Origin of the sequence: Larkinella fluvii, from assembly GCF_051857545.1 — a bacterium.
In the GTDB taxonomy this organism is placed as follows: Bacteria; Bacteroidota; Bacteroidia; order Cytophagales; family Spirosomataceae; genus Larkinella.
The window spans coordinates 96,943-116,128 of the sequence record NZ_JBPZHB010000005.1 but is presented as its reverse complement, the minus strand read 5'-3'; the positions used below and the strand labels follow the sequence as shown (position 1 = coordinate 116,128).

The window sequence follows — 19,186 nt, the reverse complement described above, 5'->3', positions numbered from 1 at the left end:
CCGCTGGAAAACACGGTTAATCGTAGCCCGGATTCTGGGGGAAAATAGTTGGGTTGTTAATTACCTGGATCTGATTTAACGGAATCGGAAAAACCGTCATGTACGACTTGATTCCCTGGGTTTGCAAAACCGTCAATGCCCGGCCTGTTCGCACCAGATCAAACCACCGGTGGCCTTCCAGATACAGTTCCAGTCGTCTTTCGGTGTAGATTTTATCCCGGGTTTCGGTCTGTGCCAAACCGGTGAAAACCGGCACACCCGCCCGCGTACGGACCAGATTCAAGGTGGTTAAAGCCTCGGTGGTTTTGCCATTTTCGTTCAAAGCTTCGGCATACATCAGCAACACATCGGCGTAGCGGATTACTTTCCAGTTCGCCTTGCTGTCGTTCGGATTGATCAGTGTTGTCATATACTTCCTGGTGTACGTCGTGGCATCGATCGGAACCATGGGTATAAACGTTCCGTTTTTGTCGACAAGGCCATCGATTACACGTGAGACCGATATGGCTTTGCGCTTATCAGTAGCCGCATATAGCGAAAACAAACCTTCCGTGGGCGAACCATTCTGTCCACCGGCCCCTCTGAGGCCAAAAAAGTTGATGATCTGCGACAAGTTCGGGGCAAAAGCGTTGGAGAATGTGCTGCCCAGTCCCTGTCCACCGTCTACGTATTCAATGTCGTAAATGTATTCGGAATGGTGTTCATCCTTGGTATAATCCCACAAATCGTTGAAATTTGGGAGCAAGGCATAGCCCATTGTGGTCACTTCCTTCAGCTTGGCTTCGGCTTTGACAAAATCCTTCCGGGTCAGGTACACCTTGCCTAGCAGAGCCCTTGCCGCTCCTTTGGTGGCCCGGCCAACGTCCACACCAGTGTATTTTTCCGGCAGTTTAGCTTCCGCTTCTATCAGATCTTTTATAATGAGTTCATCATAAATCGCATCGACTTTATCCCGGCCTTTCTGAGCGGCTTCGAGGGCACTGATCGGGGCAGAAAGCAGGGGAACGTCGCCAAACAGTCGAACCAGATCAAAATAAGCCATCGCCCGGAGGAATTTTGCCTCCCCGATGTGCCGGTCTTTCCGGGTCACCACAGCCACATCCGCTTTCTCGATATTGCTCAGAACCGTGTTAGCCCTGAAAATGATCTGGTAATAATTTAACCAACTGGTACTGAGAATATTCAGACTGCTATTCAGAATGAAATTGTTCATATTCACCAGGTCAAACGCGGCCGAATGCTGCTGCTCGGTATCATCACCGGGCAGGTCACCTAACTGCCAGAAATTCATGTATTGGGGCTGAAACGGCTGGTAAATCCCGATCACCGCATCCTGAAAATCCTTATCGGTTTTATACAAAACTTCCGTACTGACCGTGGAAATCGGGTTTCTCTCGATAAAATCCTTGCTGCACGACATGGTACAAACCAGTACAACCAGCAGACTAACGATCTTTTTCATGTCTGTTTTGAATTTACAACCTGTTCAAAATGCGATGTTCAGTCCGAGTATGAGGCTCTTGGGCAACGGATAATCATTGTTATCCGTACCGGGAGTCAACGGATTTTCGCTGGTGCTGACATCTGGATTGAAGTTGGTATATTTCGTAAAAATCAGTGGATTAGTCGCATTCAGATAAACCCGGGCAGCGGTGAGGCCAATCTTGCTGAAAACCGCATTGGGCAGCGCATAACTCAGCGTAATGTTGTTCACGCGGAGGTAGGAACCGTTATCGAGGTGCCGCTGGCTGAACTGTCCGCGCACGTTGCCGGTGGGCTGGTCATTAGGCCGTACGGTTTTACCATCGCCAATATCCGATTCCGACTTCCAGTAATTGCCCAGATACGCCAGCGCCGGAATGCGGCCCCGGGTCGACAGTGCTCCATTTCGGGCCATGTTGACCACATCATTTCCCTGCGACCCCTGAATCGAAAAGCTCAGGGTAAGGTTTTTGTAGGAAATGTTATTGGTCATGCCGTAGTAGAAATCCGGGTAGGGATTGCCCATGATGGTGCGGTCGTAGTTATCGATGATGCCATCCGGGTTGCCATCGGGTCCACTGATGTCTACGAACCGGGTGTCGCCCGGACGCGATCGGGTAGGCGTTCCGGGGGCAAAAACCGGCCCTTTGTTCACCTCGGCCTGATTCAGGAAAATACCATCCGTCAACCACCCGTAGAACATCCCGATCGGCTCGCCGATCTTCGTCACGCTGGCGCCGACATAAATCGGGTCGCCATTCGGCCCTAATTTGACCACCTGATTCCGATAGGTCGAAATGTTGAAATCCGTAGACCAGCGAACCGCCTTGTTCACATTGACCGTGCTGGCGACAAACTCCCAGCCCGTGTTGTTGATCTCTCCGATATTCTGAAGGGAGTTGCTGAAACCGGTAATCGCCGGAATGTTGACATTGAGCAACAGATCGGTGTTCCGTGACCGGAAGTGGTCGATATTCACCGTAAGCCGGTTTCCGAAAAAAGAAGCATCGATTCCAACGTTTAAGGATTGTTGTTTCTCCCAGGTCAGGTTCGGATTTGCCAGTTTACCAGGCGCGAACCCGGAAGAGGCTACCCCACCCATCGCGTATTTCAGGTAAGTAATGGTAGCAAAATGCTCGTAGTTTCCGATGTTGTTGTTCCCGGTTTCACCGTAGCTCGCCCGGAGTTTCATCTCACTGACAAACCGGGCATTTTTCAGGAATTTTTCATCCGAGATTCGCCAGGCAACAGCCGCTGAGGGGAAAACCCCGTATTTGTTTTCGGTTCCGAAACGCGAGGACCCATCGGTACGGATCGACGCCGTCAGGTAGTATTTCCCGTCGTAATTATAATTGACCCGGGCCAGATAGGACACTAACGACCATTCATATACGTCGGATGATCCATTGGTAATGATACCGCTCGTTGCACTCAACGTAGGTACCAGATTGTTAGGGTAACTGTTGCTGGTCAAAGTATTGGTTTCCGATCGTTCTTTCTGAACCGTGTAGCCCGCCAATCCGGTGACCGTATGTTTCCCAAAGCTTTTGAGGTAATTTAGCGTATATTCCGTCAGCCAATTGTAGACCATCGCGGTATTGTCGGTTCCAACCGCCGGCACATCCAGAAATACCGGAAGCTTCGGCATAAACTTCATTCCATGCACGTTGAGTGCGGAGGCCCCCAGCATGATGTTGAATTTCAGATCCTTCGTGATGGAATATTCCGCTCCGAGGTTTCCCAGCATGCTGAACTTTTTCTGTTTGTTCATCACCTCCCTCGCCAGGGCCACCGGATTGTAAGCTGTCGGGCCGGCCGACATTCCGGGGGAGAAAATAAAGTACGAGCCATCCGGATTGTTGTAGGGATAAAAAGGCTGCACGTTCGTTGCCTGCGCAATCACACCTTCGTTTGCACCCCCCGAAGCGCCCGTCGCCGTAACCACTTTGGCATCGGTAAACGACGGATTTAGGTTTAATTTCAAGAGCAGTTTTTTCGACAATTGCGCATCGATATTGGCCCGGATGGAATACCGCTGAAAACCGGTATTGATAATGATACCGTCCTGTTTGAGGTATTCGGCACTGATGGCATACCGGACATTTTCGTTTCCGCCCGTGGCTCCCAACTGGTATTGTTGCTGGGCAGCCGTTCGCAACACGCCATCCAGCGGTACGTGATCGGTGGTGTTTTTTCCACTCAACACATCCAGCACATCGACGGGAACTGGTACTTTCCATTTCGAAGGATCACCGGTAATGGGACTTCCTTCGTCCATGTTCCGGTTTTTGATGCCGTCATAATAATACTGCGCCTGATCCCGGGCGTTCATGTATTCCGGCACCCGTAACGCTTTCTGAGCACCAAAATAGGTATCAAATGTAAAAACCGGTTTTCCGATTTTGCCGCGTTTTGTATTGATGATGACAACCCCGTTAGCCCCTCTGGATCCGTAAATAGCTGTTGCCGACGCATCTTTCAGAATATCCATGCTGGCAATATCATTGGGATTCAAGGTCTGGATGTTATCGGTCGGAAAACCGTCGACTACATACAGCGGGCCACTGCCGGCCGAAATACTCCCGATTCCCCGAATCCGGATTTGTGGAGCGGCACCCGGTTCGCCCGTCGTGGCCTTTACCTGCACCCCGGCTACTCGTCCGGCCAGGGCCTGCTCGATGCGCGTGACACCCAAATCCTTGATCACTTTGTTATCCACGGATCCAACAGAACCCGTGAGGTCTTTTCTTTTCTGGGTTCCGTAACCCACAACGACCACTTCTTCCAGAACTTTGGTATCCGCTTCGAGGGTAATGTTGAACGAGGTTCGGGTGCCAACGGGTATTTCCTGGGTCAGGTAACCAATATACGAGACAACCAACACCGCTCCGACATCCTGAATATTGAGCGAAAACTCTCCACCGGCATCGGTCGTAATCCCGTTCGTGGTGCCTTTTTCCAGCACGGTTACACCCGGCAAGCCCTGCCCCTTTTCGTCGTTTATCTTCCCCGTGATTTTAGCGAGGGAAGAACCGGGGGCTTGTGGTACGGAAACGGCTCCGGTGGGAGCAGCTGATTTTGTTTCCCGGACTCGGATGTGAATGTTGTTTTTTACCAGCTTGAACTCCAGTTGAGTCGTCACCGATATCCGGTCCAGCAATTTGGGAAGGGATTCGTTGGTTGCCGAAATGGTGATCCTGCCGTCGTACGACATATCCCGTTCATCAAACGTAAATCGGTAATTCGTCTTGGATTCTATTACTTGAATAAATTCCTTCAACGAAGCATTTTTAAGGGTTAGGGTTATCTGTGTATCACGGAACCGGACATAGTCCTGATCCTCCGACGCTGTTGCCCTGAAACCGCTGAAGACGAATAAACTCGTCAAAAAAGCAGCCCTTACCATCCAGTTCATTGGATAATATAGATATTCCTTCATAACTTTGGGCAGTTATTTATTTGATTAAATAAACAGTTTAGTCTAAGCCGTATTAAAAGTATATGCGCCAACACAGTCCTTTTAAATGGCTTGGTGGGTCAGGCTTCCCTCCCGAAGCCTGACTTTTTTTATCCTCTTTTTTAGTTCATCAGGGTTGCGGCCGGTTTATTTAAAGTTCATGATCACGACTTTGCCCTGGACCTCGTAGGCAAATTTCTTCACAAAGGATATCCCCGTCAGTACATTGTCAAGGGTTTGATCTTCATAGCTTCCGGAGTATTTCCAGTCGTTTTTATTTCCGGGAATCTTCCCTTTCAGTTCGACCCGCACGCCATACCAGTTTTCCAGTTTTTCGACGACTTCAGACAGGGATGATTTTTTGAAACTTAGAATACCATTCTGCCAGTTGAAAATCTCCTCCCGATCGAACGGTCTGACCTCAAAATCAACTTGCTTTTCTGTGTAAATCAATTGCTCACCGGGAACCAGTTTTGCGGTTTGACCAATCCGGTTGCCTCCGATTTGCCGGATCTGTACCGAACCGGTTGCCAGGGAGACCGCCGTATGCTCAGCGTTGAGTCGGTATTTTATATTGAATGATGTTCCTAGTACCTGGGTCAGCAGATGGCCGGACCGAACCGTAAATGGGCGTAAACTATCCCGCTTCACTTCAAAAAAGGCCTCCCCAATCAGGCCGATTTCCCGTTTATCGGATTTGAAATGCTCCGGATACGTAATTCGGCTCCCCGAATGCAGGTGAACCACGGAACCATCCTCTAGTCTGACCATCTTCCGCTGCCCATAGGGAGCGGAAGCCTGAAACAGCTTTGCGATTTCTGGTTGTTGTACCGACGGGTTTATAAATACGAACCGACCTACGATCAACACCATCGCTGCAGCAGCGGCAAACCACCAGAGCATTCTTCTTCGTCCCGGGGAAGAATCCTCGTCTTCCTGATCTAAAACCGGTTCGAAAATTTCTTCTTTTTCTTCGATTGAATGAATGATCCGTTCAAAAACCTCCGCTCGATCCCGGTCTGCGACAACCTTATTAGCGTCCGTATCCTGCCACATCCTGTAAAGATCCTGCTCCTGATCGGAGCCAACATTCTTGTTCTTGAACCATTTCAGGACTTCCAGCTCTTCAACGGGGGTACACGTTCCGCTAAAATACTTTTTTAACAATTGGCCATCCATAGGCTTGTAGTGCTCTTCCAACTACATTACCCACAAAGCAGCCCTTCCACCACCTCGCTTTTAAATATTTTTATTATTTTTTTGATTATACTAATTGAAACAAGCCTTTTTACTTTCATGTGAGTCATTCCATTATCCGTGGATGCTATCTCTAAAGTAATTGCAGGTGGCAAATTTGATGATGGTTTGCCGGCGGGAATGTCACCAATTTCTGTAGGTTCAGAAAGGTTATCAATTCCTGATCTGGCCCGCTTCCTTTCTCCTCTGGCTTCGGCGTCGCAGTGGCGCACCACTCCGATTACAACCCTAAGAAAAACGAAACCGCCCGGTGAGCTTCACAGGCGGTTTCGTTGGATCATTCATTACTTCGATTCTGTCAAGAATCCGTATCATTCTCTACCGTTGCGGGGCTACCCAAACTGTACAATCACCAACAGAAGCATTCGGGGTTAAGCTACTTTTCCAATTTTACCGATTACCGTGGGCAACCCCAACAGGTTGCTTAAAGAGTTGTCCCATTCCACGTCGGCGGGGACCGCGTCCAGTGTTTTGTTGCAAGTCCAATTTCCTCATTTGGTAGTCCTAAACTTGTAATGATAGGTTGTAATGCATCACCACAAATCGGATTGAGTTAATATGTCGGTCGAGCTTTTTAGAAAAAGACAAACTTAACCTGACTAAACGTGAAGCCCGTTGCCGGAGCGTGCAGAAAAACCGTTCGACATGATTCGTATGCTTTTTTTGTTTACTAAATCGGTGCTGTTCCGGCGGAATAATCTGCTTGTAAGCATCCCAGTCATCGGTGTGAAAAGTAGCTTTATGGCGATAGGTATCAGGCACGGCCTGCCACAACCCAAAGGCACCGGCGGCACCCCGATCACCTATGTACACGGCGAGCACTTGACGGGTCGCCCGGTCGAGAGCAACCCACACCCACTGCTTATTGGCCTTGTAGAGAACGAAGCTCCACAGTTCATCCGTCTCACAATCCAGGCAATGTAACTCGATTTCAGCAGGTTGACGAATAGAACAAGCTAAATCAGTCGGTACTTCCGCATATAGTTCGTCCATGTAAGCATAAAGTTGATGAGCCTTAATTTCCAGTACACGACAAATGCCCTCCAGTGAGATCGGTTCGGCTAACAGCAATTCGATCCGACGTTTTTGATCTGTTGACAAAGGGGCTCGCTGACGAACAGAGACGAATTGGCGGCCACATTGTTTGTATTTGCGACGGGCTTTACCATAATAAGTATGGCCATTGTTCACTAAGTTTGTCGAGCCGCAGTCGGGACAGTTGTGTTGAAGAAACATAACCGGTAATCTTAAGTTTGGCGACCCAAAATTACCCCCGTCTGTGGCTAATTGTTATCCATCATTACTTTTTAAGAACTACCCCTCATTTTACCAAGTCAAACCGGAAGGCATCTGCAACGACAGATCCGTCAGCCCCCTGATTGCTCATCCGGATCGATCCTTTATACCCTTTCTCAAACGGAATTTTCACAGAAGCATCCACTGACCGCCCTTTGCCCGCTGATTGACCGTTAGTTGCTGTTTTCCATCGGCATGATGGATCATCATGGGTGTATTGGTCGCAAAATCGGGTCCGTTCGGCCACCAACCGTAGACGTTATAGTTTCCGGTTTCGGGTAGATACGGCTGATAAACGATGGACGCCAGTTCTGTTTTCGGGCTGGCCAGAAACGTAATGGCGTGGCAGAACAGCAGGGCTTCGTTGCCGGTCATGGCCGAATTCGCCACCACCGTGTAGCGGCAGCCGGGAAGCATGGTGGCCAGGTGTTCGCCGGAAATGATGAGCATGGGGATAATTGAATCCTATTGGGTGCGCTTCAATAACTCCTCCTGTCCGCTTCGCAACCGGCGAAGCTCGGAGACCACCAGATCAAAGGACGGCTCCGAATCCGGGAAAATGTCGGACATCACCAGCGTGAATTTCCAGATTTCCCGCACTTCACTGACCGGAACGTGGTAGGGCTTATAAACCGGGTTGAGGGAGTGCAATTCGAACCGGCGGTGTTCGCTCAGTTCATTGACCGCTTTTTTGAAGACGATGCCGTCCTGCAACACGAAGATATACCCCATGCCGTTTCGGACCGAATACCAGTCCTGCAGATACTCCCCCAGCACGTACGAACCGTGGGCAATGGGCAGCATGGAATCCCCCGTGGCGGGAAATAACCGGTACAGCCGGTCCGGACTGATGTTGGGTAAGGGCAGGTTAAATTTGGGCAGCTTCTCAATAAACGCTTTGCTTTCCCAGCCCCCCTGCGAGTAGCCCATGGCCGCCGGAACGGGGACCAGATCGATCAATTCCTGATTATGCTGATCAACCGTGTGAACAACTTCCCGGACCTGCAGCGAACGCCCGCGGAAAAGCGGGTCCGGGGTGGCCAGCAGTTGCTCCAGTTGTTTTTGGGATAGTTTGCGTAGTGGCTGGAAATACAGCACGTCCAGCGAAACTTTATAATACGTCGCCAGCCGGGCTGCCACATCCATCGGGGGCACGGTTTCTCCTTTTTCGTACTTGGCCAGCGTGGGGTGGGTAACATCAGCCATACCCGCCACAATCATTAACGGCATCCCATAGTACGATCGCAAAAGCGTCAGATTATCAGCTAGATACATGGCCTTCATTTGATAATCAAAAATAGAAAAATTCTGCATAGCAAACACGAAAAATGTAAGAAAATTTACAATTGTAAATAGGCCATATACTAAAAAATCACCCTAAATATCGCTAAGGCTATTTTTTTGTAAGAATAGTTACTTGCAAATGTTATTATTCTTACAATATCTTTGTAAGAATACTTACATTATAAAGAAGACGTTAATTCGCTCACCCTGACAATGCTTACGACAACGGACCGAAAAATCCTGCACCTGGACCTGGACACCTTCTTTGTGTCCGTCGAGCGGCTGCGGCAACCGGCGCTGATAGGCAAACCGGTCATCGTGGGCGGGGCCGGGGACCGGGGCGTCGTCTCGGCGGCCAGTTATGAAGTGCGCCGGTTCGGGGTCTTTTCGGGCATGCCGATGCGGCTGGCCCGCCAGCGCTGTCCCGATGCGCTGGTGATCAAGGGGGATTACGAAGCCTACACCACCTACTCGAAAGCCGTGACGGACCTGATTGCCGAGCGCGCGCCGGTCGTCGAGAAAGCCAGCATCGATGAGTTTTACGTGGACATGACGGGCATGGAAAAATTCGTCGGTTGTGTGCAGTGGTCGACGGAGTTGAAGAAAACCATTACCAAAGAAACCGGTCTGTCGGTGAGCTGGGGGCTGTCTAACACGAAAGTCGTTTCGAAGGTCGCGGCCAACGAAGGCAAGCCCAACGGGGCGTTGCACATCGCGCCCGCCGAAGTTCAGCCGTTTCTGTGGAAGCTCGACGTCGGCAAACTGCCCGGTGTCGGCGAGAAAATGGCGCACACGCTCCGCTGCATGGGCGTAACGAAGCTGGGAACGCTGGCGCAGATTCCCCGGCGGCTGATGGAAAAGACGTTCGGCAAAACCGGGCTCTTTTTGTGGGACCGCGCCAACGGCATCGACCCTTCACCCGTACTGCCACACGATAAGCAGAAATCGATGTCGAAGGAACTGACCTTTCAGACCGACACCACTGATGTTCAGATGCTCCAGGCAACTCTAAGCAGGATGGTCGAAGGGCTGGCCTACGACCTGCGCAAAGACCGGTGGTGCGCCGGAAAGGTGACGGTCAAAATCCGCTACAGTGATTATCAAACCTACACCCGGCAGATCACCATTCCGGCCACCTCGTCGGATCACCAGCTCACGCTGGCGGCTATCAAGCTCTTCAACGCGCTTTACAACCGGCGTCTGCTGGTCCGGCTGGTGGGGGTGGGTTTCAGCAAACTGGTGCGGGGAACCGAGCAGCTCAGTCTGTTTGATGCGGCTGGCGATGTGATTCAATCCAGGTTGCCTAACCTGTACCAGAAAACCGACCTCATCAAATCGAAACACGGTGAAAACCGCATCGGCCACGCCAATAGCTATCATTTGGGAATTTAACCGCTAACCATTGCACATTATGTCATTTGCTTTACACTGCCGCGTCTGGGATGCCCGGAACCAAACTATGCACTACCTGTCCTCCCTGTTGGCTCAGAACGAAGACTTCCAGGTCGTTTTGCTCGAAGATGCCCTGGTTCTGATCAACACGTTTAATTCGGCTGAGAAACGACTGTACGAGGCTGGAACGCCCTGGCGTCTGATGCTGTCGGTGGGTCAACCCGACCGGGACGGAACCCCGATTTATGACTATGACATCGTGGAAAGTGAAGGCTATTTATGGGTCGTCCAGAACCACCCGGACCGTTGTGGCTACAGCCTGTTCATGCCCAATTGCCTGGGGCTGCCTCCTTATCTAATCCTCGACCGCATCATGGCCAGTGAAGTCAAGGTAATGGGGAATTTCTTTGAAGACCCGCATTTGATCCTGGACTTTCCGGATTCGTCCTACCGCCAGGCGGCTTGATAAGCCCGTTTCCCAACGCCATGTACCTCAACGCCCACAGCTATTTTTCCCTCCGGTACGGCACGCTTTCGCCCGAAAAGCTGGTGACGATGGCAGTGGAGAAAGGGTTGACGACGCTGGCGCTGACGGACATCAATACCGTCTCGGGCGTTTTTGACTTTGTCAAACTGTGCCGGGAGAACGGCATCCGGCCGGTGGTCGGCGTAGAATTCCGGAATCATCAGGACCTGGCCTACGTCGTTCTGGCAAAGAATCTGGAAGGGTTCTGCGAAATCAACCGGCACGTGTCGGACTACCTACTGGCCGGCAAATACTTCCCGCTCCGCGCCCCCCGCTTTGATCAGGCTTACGTAATTTACCCGCTTCGCCAACTGGACCGGCTGGGGGAACTGGCCGAGGGTGAATTCGTTGGCGTTCGGCCCCAGGAGGTCACGCAGCTCTGGCGGTACCGCTCTAAGCTGAAACCTGGCCAGGTGGTCATGCTACAGCCCGTCACCTACGCGACCAAAACCGATTTCAGTCTGCACCGGCTGCTGCGGTGCATCGCCCACAATTGTCTGCTCTCGAAGCTGGCCGAGTACGAAGTCATTCGCGAGGAGGAGTATTTCATCGACCCCCAGCAACTGAAAACGGCTTTCGCCGACTGGCCGCAGGCCGTCGAGAACACCAACCGGTTGCTGGCCACCTGCAGCTTTGATTTTGATTTCACCACGCCCAAAAACCGGAAGCTCTACACGCCCAGCCGCATCGATGATACGGCGCTGCTGCGCAAACTGGCCTTTTCGGGCCTGCGGGACCGGTATGGGGAGCGTGACGCGGTGGCCACCCGGCGCGTCGAGAGCGAGCTGAAGGTCATCGACGAACTGGATTTCACGAGCTACTTTCTCATCACCTGGGACATTGTCCGGTACGCGCACAGCCAGGGCTATTACCACATCGGCCGGGGGAGCGGGGCCAACAGCATCGTGGCGTATTGCCTGGGCATCACGGATGTCGATCCGATCGCGCTGGATCTGTATTTCGAGCGGTTTATCAATCCGCACCGGACCTCGCCCCCCGATTTTGATCTGGACTTTTCGTGGACGGACCGCGACGAGCTGACGGATTACATCTTCAAGAAGTGGGGCCGGGAACACGTCTGTCTGATGGCCACCTACGTGACCTTCCGCGACCGGGCCGCTTACCGCGAGTTAGGAAAAGTCTTCGGGCTGCCCAAGGCGGAGATCGATGCCCTGGTGAAAGATCCCACGGCGGTGGTCGGCGGGGAATACACGAAGTTTATTTTCCGGTATGCGCCCCTGCTGGAGGATTTTCCGAATTACCTCTCCGTTCACGCGGGCGGTATTCTGATTTCGGAATTGCCCCTCTACCACTACACCGCTTTGCTGCTGCCGCCCAAGGGCTACCCGCTGTGCCAGTGGGATATGTATGTGGCTGAGGACATCGGGTTTGCCAAGTGGGACGTGTTATCCCAGCGCGGCCTGGGCCACATCAAAGACGCGGTGGATCTGGTGCGGGAAAACCGGCAGATCAGCGTCGACATTCACCGGGTGCAGGAGTTTGTGCGGGACCCCAAAATCCGCCAGCAACTGCTGCGCCACGAAACGATGGGTTGTTTTTACATCGAAAGCCCGGCCATGCGGCAACTGATCTGGAAGCTGCAGTGCGCCGATTACCCCACGCTGGTGGCGGCTTCGTCGATCATCCGGCCGGGCGTGGCCTCCAGTGGCATGATGGCGGAATTCATCCGGCGGCATCACAATCCGTCGGATTACGTGGCGGTTCACCCGCTGATGCAACAGATCATGGCTGACACCTACGGGGTGATGATTTACCAGGAGGATGTGCTGAAAGTCGCCCACTTCTTCGCCGGGCTGGATCTGGCGGAAGCTGATGTGCTGCGAAGAGGAATGTCGGGCAAATCGCGGTCGAAAAAAGAGTTTGAACGCATCCAGGCGACGTTTTTTTCCAACTGCCGGGAGCGGGGTTATCCCGATGACATCGCGGGAGAAGTCTGGCGACAGATTGCGTCGTTTGCCGGGTACAGTTTTAGCAAGGCCCATTCTGCCTCTTTCGCCGTGGAAAGCTACCAGAGCCTGTACCTGAAAACGTACTTTCCGCTGGAATTCATGACGGGGGTGCTCAACAACTTCGGCGGTTTTTACCGAACCGAGTTCTACGTGCACGAAGCCCGGCGGTACGGGGCGCTGATCGAAGCCCCCGATATTCACCAGAGCCAGTACCTGGCGCGCATCGAGGGCAACACGATCTGGCTGGGCTTCATTCTGATCAGGGGCCTGGAGAAGAACGTCGTGCAGGAACTGGTGAAACAGCGCAGTATTCAACCCTTCGAGAGTCTGGAGGATTTCACCCGGCGCGTTCCCGCCGGACTGGAGCAATTGATCCTACTGATCCGTACCGGCGTCTTTCGTTCGTTGGGCTTCACCAAGAAGGAACTGCTCTGGCACGCCCACGCGCTGGTGAATAGTTTCGTGCAGCACGAAGCGGTGCCGGAGATTTTTGAGCTGGAGGAAATGACTTGGCAGTTGCCGCCCCTCTGGCAGGATGAGATCGAAGACAGCTACGATGAACTGGAACTGCTGGGGTTTCCGCTGCGCTCGCCGTTTGAGCTGTTGCCGGATGCGGTTCAGGGTGTGACCGCCCGGACGCTGAGCGAACACGAGGGGCGCATCGTCGTCATCACCGGCTACCTGATGACGGCGAAAGCCATTCGGACCAAAACCGGCAAGCGGATGGTGTTCGGGTATTTCCTGGATCAGGAGGGCGAGTATTTTGACACGACGCATTTTCCGCAAAGTCTGGAGAAATACCCGTACCGGGGGATGGGGATGTATAGGCTGGAAGGGAAAGTGGTGGTTGATTTTGGCTGTCCCTCGCTGGAAGTCCGGACGATGGTGAAACTGCCTTTTAAGCCCGATCCGCGCGGTGGAGGAAGCGGGTTGTTTCTGAACTGATCCGGGCCGGTTTCCTGAACAGCCCTTTTCCTATGCCCACGATGCTACCTCAGCAAGAACCGGCAGGTTGGAGGAAATCAGAAACGACCCCACCTGAAATTAGCGGCAAACTAGCATCATCCTTACTATTGAGAGGATGAAACACGACAAAAGTCACACGAACGAAGAATTTATTTTTCTATCACCTCCGTTTTCATCAGCGACTCGTCGAGCGGCTGCATCAGCTCTTTGATTTCGGCTTTGGTCAGCTCCGGGTCGATCCAACGACGCTGCTCTTCGTGACTCAGCATGAGCGGCATGCGCTTTTTGGTGTTGTGGATGTATTCCATGATCGGGTTGGCCGCCGTCGTCACAATGGAGAACGTCGGCTGTCCTTTCCAGACCGAATAGATGCAACCCAGCGCAAACGGTTTTGGGTCCGAAAGGGTGATGTAATACGGGATTTTCGCTTTCCCTTCGTGCCGCCATTCGTAGAAACCGTCGATGAGCAGAATGCAGCGGTGGTTCACGATGCTGTCTTTGAAGGACGGTTTTTCAAAGATGGTATCTTCGCGGGCGTTGAGTGTCATTTTCGCGAGTTCGGCGGCCTTGTCTTCTTTAGCCCAGGCCGGAATCAGGCCCCATTTAAAAAGCTGGATGGTTTTGGGATCGTCTTCGGTGATGACCGGCAGCAAAGGGTGCGTAAACCCGGATACGCGACCGGGCGGGGTGTAGTCGTCGGGGGCCTGAGCGCCCCGGACTTGCTCAACCAGTTCCGCGAGCGGGGTTTTGGCGTTGACGGTGTAGCACATTGTATGAGTTGTTTAGTCACCAGGATAACCAGAAATCAATCGAAGTGTTGCCGCTGTTCTTCGCTATGTCGTACCCCGATACCGAAAGATCAGCCGGTCATCGGTTTCCGCAACAAATTTAAAACTCAGGTGGCCGTCAAAACTGGATGTAGCGAACGGGATGCTGTAATCCTGCCAATCGTCTTTATAGCTGGCGCCGGTTTCGTTGCTGATGTGGAGTTGCAACAATTGCAGAATTAAGTTACCGCTAACCCGGCCAAAATCACCGGTAACGATGTTCTGATTCTGAATCGTGACGATTTTCATGTACGGTGAGCTTTTCTGACTTCCAATCTACTAAAAACTGCTAAATGCACCAATCCCTGACCGGGTTGGATTAGGGGGACTTGATTTAAAAACGGAGGTTTATTTGACTTTAGAATTTTGCAAAACAACAACTTACTGTTCCGTGATCAAGTATATGATATTTGGTTATTTGCAATTGCTTAAATTTCGGACTGACAATCAACCGGATTAATTTTGCCCTCATTTCTGGGGCCATTGACCTAGTGAAACCATCGGTGAGACGGCTTCTGGGGAAACGTTTCCCGGAATCAAGTCCACTTTCCAGGACCGTTTCGTTTGGGGGGGAATGGTGGTTTCGAAACCCACTTGCACCGTACCAGGATTGGCTGAATCGTACTCATAACGCGGGCCGGTTGACCAGGTGCGCAGCGTCAGCCCCGAACCGGGTTCCAGGGCGACCACGAGCTTCCGGCCCGATTGGTGAAGAATAGCGCGATGCGAATCGATGAGCTCGACCTGCGCGCCCGTTACAAAAGCCCACCGGACTACCGATTCCTTCGCACCGGTTTCCAGTTCATCTTGCACAAGCATGGACTGCCCATCCACAATGGCGATGCCCCGCCGGGCACTTACCAGATCGCCCGAATACAGGGATGTCAAATCAGTAATGGCATTCCGAAAGGCCGGTTGACTGGAATGACTCACGATGGGGGCAAATCCAGTCACCATTTGAGGGCCATAATTCGCCACCAAAGTGTTATGCCCCATCGTTGAATTTCGATAAACCAGCCAGCGAGAGGAATGCGGGTCGGTTTCCCGGATCGCTACCCCGGCGAGCTGTAAGGAATCCATATTTTGGGGGCCCAAATCGATCGCCCATCGGACACCCTGAGCCTCTGCCACAAACGAACCGACATCCATATGGGCATCGGCCAGGGCGGGCGTACCCGCTTTTAGGCCCATAAATAAGGCGGTTGAATCGTTCCATGAGCTTCGGAGCAGTGCTACGGGTGTTTTACCCCGCCCCGCCCATACAGGGCTTGGGGTTGGACTGGAAACATTCTGGGTTTGTTGTTGACTACTCCATACCAATAGGGCGGGCAGGAGTGCTTCCTTCTGCCAGGTAGTTGCCGCTTTACCTACTAACCTATTCTTCTCCTTCCACAAGGCCCACTGATTATCCGCCTGGGAAGCCAGCCAAAATTGAATGGGTTGCAGGGGGGCTTCCAGCGCTGTTTCCCCAAAATTGAAACAATTGCCCGATGGCGCCCGCATATGGAGTCCATAGCTAGCCGTTTTTAAAAAGCCCTGCTGATCCAGCAAACCGAAGTCGGTTTTAAATTCTGTTTGTAACGCACTGATTAATAAAGCCGTGAAGCTGGTAGCGTAGCTCCAGGTCGAATAGCCATAGGGGTAAGCCCCGTCCGGCTCGTAGAGGAATACCAATTGCCTGGTGGAGCGAATCGAACGGTTTAAGATCGAACGAGCCAGGTCCGGTTGAGTCTCGTAGATGGCTAAAGCCCCGAAAACCAAGCCCGTGTTGATAACTTGTTTTTGATAATCGGTGGGAACACTCCAGTTGCTGTCACGAGGAGCTAAAGCTGCTTCAAGCCCCTTTTTGAGAATGGTTTTTTGGGCAAAATCACGTTCTCGGGGCGATAAATTAATATACAACCAATCGTAAGCCAGGGAGGCTGCTGTGGTGATTTCGGCCAGGTGTTCTACCTGCTCCCGATTGCTGAATACAATGAGTACCATCCAGAGTTCATGTTTTGCCCGGTCAAAATAGTCCGGCCGGCCCGTCAATCGCCAGCTGTAGGCCAAGGCAAAAAGCCGCCGTAGGGCCTCCCGGACGTCGCTATGTTGCATACGCCCCACCCGCATGGAACTCAGGGCGGTGCGCTTAGTCAGGAGCAGGCTGTCACACTGGGCTAAAAGAACTTGATGAATAAGCCGTAGGCCGGAATCGGATTGAATAGCCTGAAGGAGGGCTTGTTCTTCGCCTTGACGAAGCAGGATTCTTGGGTGCTCAGAAATAATCACGGCTGCACTGATGGAATCCATTTGTGCATACGCTGAGGTTTGGCGAGTACCAATCCAAAGTAGTAAGAAAATTGCCAGAATTTTCATGGCTTCTTCTCGGCAAGTTAAGGTCTTAGGTCATATAGAAGATTTTTCTAGGCTCGATTTACTCACATATATACATTGATTATGTTGCCGGTTTTAATTACTAAGGCTTTATAAGCGCTTTGAGAGCCAATCGGGCAACTTCCCTGTGTCGATCAGCCGGGTTCTTCATCCAGAAAGCTGCTTAATTCTGGCATTGCAGTGTCCAGGTCTCGCACACTTCCAAGATCCTTGACCTCCCAGGGGCGTAGCGAGAGTTGTAATTTGTCCGGGTTGGCCTTTAGCCTCTCCAGAATTTTCTCAACCCAATCCATCCAGGTAGGAGGTTGAGAGTCAAAGTACATAGGATCTCGAATCCAGTTGTCTATTTTCGAGTCCAGAAAGGCGACCAGTTTATCCCGCTCTTGTTTTGTGAGGTCGTATTTCATACGAAATGGGAGGGTTAATTAACATTTGGGGGCATTAGCCCGATTAGATTTTCCTTAGCCATTTCGCAAATTGACAAAACGACAATATTGTGAGCACCAGGTTCGCTGCTTTTGATTAGGTTATGCAGGTCATCACGAGTTGGAAATCGGTCAAAGGTTGCACCAAAAGCGCCATTGGAATGTCTTAACCCAACCTGAAAAGATGCTGAGAAATAAAAGTACTTGGGTTCCATGATTCTACGAGGTTAATTGACCATTAGTCTTTGATAATTTCCCTCCGATAAGCTCTTATCAGGGAGTATCCAGGTTCCTGGACGTGAACCGTATGTCCTGACTTCCCTGCCCGCATGCGATCACTTCTTCATGAAAAATTCATGGATTGATTCGGGCGGGTATTTGCCGGGCTGCTGCCACAGATTGCTCAAGCTCATTGTATATCAGTTCAGTCAGTTCATTGATAAACAACGTGGCCCCCATTTCATCTTCCTCATAATCAATGTTCATCCGCAGCCAGATCGTCCAATCGGGGAGTTGCATATGGGAAACTGAGCCGACGGCGGGAGTGCCAACTGGTCGGCTGGCCCACAGCTCTGCGTATTTGGCAACAAAGGCCGGGAACTGTTGAATCAGGGCTGCCTGAGCCTCTACCGGTAAGCGATCAAAAGTAAGCCGGGCCTCATCTGACCAGTGGGTTTCGAGGTTATTCATAAAGGGTCAATAATGATTCGTATCGCTATGCGTCCGATTCGGTTGGTACTCATTTACTCAAAAACTCATTTACACCTTTGAGTTAAATCGATTGTTGTTGCAGGCATCCGTTCAATCCTGAATCCCGCTCGGGTGCTCGTTGTGTATCGCCCGGATCAGAATCCGTTCAAGGCGGTTTTGATCTGGTTGGGTGAGTAGAGCCGGGCCATTTTAGTTTGTTGAACCAACTGTGGGCAATGGGTCGTTGGGATTCTTCAACGTGATACAAGCGGTTTGCCGGGCGGGCCGCCCAACGTTCCGCATCTTCACGTCGGTGAAATCCTGCCATTCCGCGAATGCCAGGCCCCTTGTAATACTGCACCGGGCCATTGTCAAGATTCTGTTTCAGGTAATAGGGTAACCCTTCTTGTAAGCGACCAGACTCCACCTGCGCGGTAGCAGGTGTAACATCGGCCGATTCCCTTTCAGAGGAGTGTATGGCATTATTCAAAAGCCCTCTTTTTCATCAACTTGCTCATGGCAAAAGCACTTTCCAACGCTTCCCGCTTCTCTTCGCTGTACTTCTCCAAAGCATAGGCGACAATACCGTTTTTAGTCTCTACATTGAATTTGATCATCCAGCATTCCCAAAGCATGTTAAATGATTCCTGACCGCTCAGGTCTTCAATATAATGCGTCCAGACATGAGCAAAGTCCCGGTGCCGGGTTTTCAGTTCCCGGATATCGTCACCCGTATAATTCCAGAATAGCGCGTTCACGCATTCAATGGCCAGTAATTCGTTAGCGTGTTCCATAAGCGATCAGGGATTAGAATTCTCAAAAAAAGCAGTTTGTCTTTCTTTCAGCTATAAATTGAACTTGTATTGTTCAGCGAATCGGTGGATTCATGCGTCCGGGCATCGTTTTGGCTGCGGCTACGGATTGTTCGAACTCCTGGGCCGATAGCTCGTCCAACTGGTTCACAAACAGCGTAGGGCGGTCGTCTATTTCCGCATAATCGCTATCCATCCGAAGCCATATCGTCCAGTCGGGAGCATGAAAATGGGAAACGGTGCCAACCACCTGTGCGGAAGTCGGCCGGTTGATATAGAGCGGTTTGTATTTCGTGGTTAGTTGAGGCAATTGGCTGCGTAAATCTGCCTGCACATCGGCGGGTAGTCGCTGGAAGGTCAGCCAGGCTTCATCACTCCATTTAACGTCAATCGGATCACTCATTCCCGAAAAGTTTTCATGTCAAT

General features: G+C 51.6%; 16 protein-coding genes. 3 read left to right on the top strand and 13 right to left on the bottom strand.

Going from position 1 to position 19,186, the window contains the following annotated elements; genetic code table 11:
- Positions 1-16: 16 nt before the first annotated feature.
- The 6 genes from ACS5NO_RS14010 to ACS5NO_RS13985 all read right to left on the bottom strand — a co-directional run bounded on the left by ACS5NO_RS14010 (position 17) and on the right by ACS5NO_RS13985 (position 8,767).
- Positions 17-1,462: a RagB/SusD family nutrient uptake outer membrane protein gene (locus ACS5NO_RS14010; RefSeq protein WP_439415729.1), complete on the bottom strand. Its 1,446-nt coding sequence runs from the start codon at positions 1,460-1,462 to the stop codon at positions 17-19.
- A gap of 24 nt (positions 1,463-1,486) precedes the next feature.
- A complete protein-coding gene (locus ACS5NO_RS14005; RefSeq protein WP_439415728.1) occupies positions 1,487-4,921 on the bottom strand; it encodes a SusC/RagA family TonB-linked outer membrane protein in 3,435 nt (1,144 codons plus the stop codon).
- A gap of 165 nt (positions 4,922-5,086) precedes the next feature.
- Entirely contained in the window at positions 5,087-6,118 is a 1,032-nt protein-coding gene (locus ACS5NO_RS14000; protein WP_439415727.1) for a FecR family protein, read from the bottom strand.
- A 582-nt stretch (positions 6,119-6,700) separates the two neighbouring features.
- Entirely contained in the window at positions 6,701-7,432 is a 732-nt protein-coding gene (locus ACS5NO_RS13995) for an IS1 family transposase (RefSeq protein WP_439415726.1), read from the bottom strand.
- A 189-nt stretch (positions 7,433-7,621) separates the two neighbouring features.
- On the bottom strand, positions 7,622-7,942 hold the full coding sequence (locus ACS5NO_RS13990) for a golvesin C-terminal-like domain-containing protein (RefSeq protein WP_439415725.1): 321 nt from the start codon (positions 7,940-7,942) through the stop codon (positions 7,622-7,624).
- A 15-nt stretch (positions 7,943-7,957) separates the two neighbouring features.
- Positions 7,958-8,767, bottom strand: a complete 810-nt coding sequence (locus tag ACS5NO_RS13985) for an XRE family transcriptional regulator (protein WP_439415724.1) — start codon at positions 8,765-8,767, stop codon at positions 7,958-7,960.
- A 222-nt stretch (positions 8,768-8,989) separates the two neighbouring features.
- Between ACS5NO_RS13985 and dinB the strand changes: the two genes are divergently transcribed.
- Genes dinB through ACS5NO_RS13970 form a run of 3 tightly spaced genes read left to right on the top strand, consistent with a single transcriptional unit; the run spans position 8,990 to position 13,609 of the window.
- Entirely contained in the window at positions 8,990-10,168 is a 1,179-nt protein-coding gene (gene dinB / locus ACS5NO_RS13980; RefSeq protein ID WP_439415723.1) for a DNA polymerase IV, read from the top strand.
- Positions 10,169-10,187: 19 nt separating this feature from the next.
- On the top strand, positions 10,188-10,634 hold the full coding sequence (locus tag ACS5NO_RS13975) for a YopX family protein (protein ID WP_439415722.1): 447 nt from the start codon (positions 10,188-10,190) through the stop codon (positions 10,632-10,634).
- A gap of 20 nt (positions 10,635-10,654) precedes the next feature.
- Positions 10,655-13,609: a DNA polymerase III subunit alpha gene (locus tag ACS5NO_RS13970; RefSeq protein WP_439415721.1), complete on the top strand. Its 2,955-nt coding sequence runs from the start codon at positions 10,655-10,657 to the stop codon at positions 13,607-13,609.
- A gap of 170 nt (positions 13,610-13,779) precedes the next feature.
- On the opposite strand, the gene ACS5NO_RS13965 is transcribed toward ACS5NO_RS13970, so the two are convergent.
- The 7 genes from ACS5NO_RS13965 to ACS5NO_RS13935 all read right to left on the bottom strand — a co-directional run bounded on the left by ACS5NO_RS13965 (position 13,780) and on the right by ACS5NO_RS13935 (position 19,163).
- Positions 13,780-14,400 (bottom strand): SOS response-associated peptidase, encoded by a 621-nt coding sequence (locus tag ACS5NO_RS13965; RefSeq protein ID WP_439415720.1) that lies wholly within the window; start codon positions 14,398-14,400, stop codon positions 13,780-13,782.
- A gap of 63 nt (positions 14,401-14,463) precedes the next feature.
- Entirely contained in the window at positions 14,464-14,706 is a 243-nt protein-coding gene (locus ACS5NO_RS13960) for a hypothetical protein (protein ID WP_439415719.1), read from the bottom strand.
- 219 nt (positions 14,707-14,925) lie between these two features.
- A complete protein-coding gene (locus ACS5NO_RS13955) occupies positions 14,926-16,815 on the bottom strand; it encodes a heparinase II/III domain-containing protein (protein ID WP_439415718.1) in 1,890 nt (629 codons plus the stop codon).
- A 152-nt stretch (positions 16,816-16,967) separates the two neighbouring features.
- The gene (locus ACS5NO_RS13950; protein WP_439415717.1) at positions 16,968-17,240 is read right to left on the bottom strand and encodes a hypothetical protein; all 273 of its coding nucleotides are present in this window, start codon (positions 17,238-17,240) and stop codon (positions 16,968-16,970) included.
- 372 nt (positions 17,241-17,612) lie between these two features.
- On the bottom strand, positions 17,613-17,948 hold the full coding sequence (locus ACS5NO_RS13945; RefSeq protein ID WP_439415716.1) for a hypothetical protein: 336 nt from the start codon (positions 17,946-17,948) through the stop codon (positions 17,613-17,615).
- Positions 17,949-18,430: 482 nt separating this feature from the next.
- Positions 18,431-18,742 (bottom strand): hypothetical protein, encoded by a 312-nt coding sequence (locus tag ACS5NO_RS13940; protein ID WP_439415715.1) that lies wholly within the window; start codon positions 18,740-18,742, stop codon positions 18,431-18,433.
- Between the two features lie 73 nt (positions 18,743-18,815).
- Complete coding sequence (locus tag ACS5NO_RS13935; protein WP_439415714.1) at positions 18,816-19,163, bottom strand: hypothetical protein; 348 nt, start codon at positions 19,161-19,163, stop codon at positions 18,816-18,818.
- Positions 19,164-19,186 lie beyond the last annotated feature (23 nt).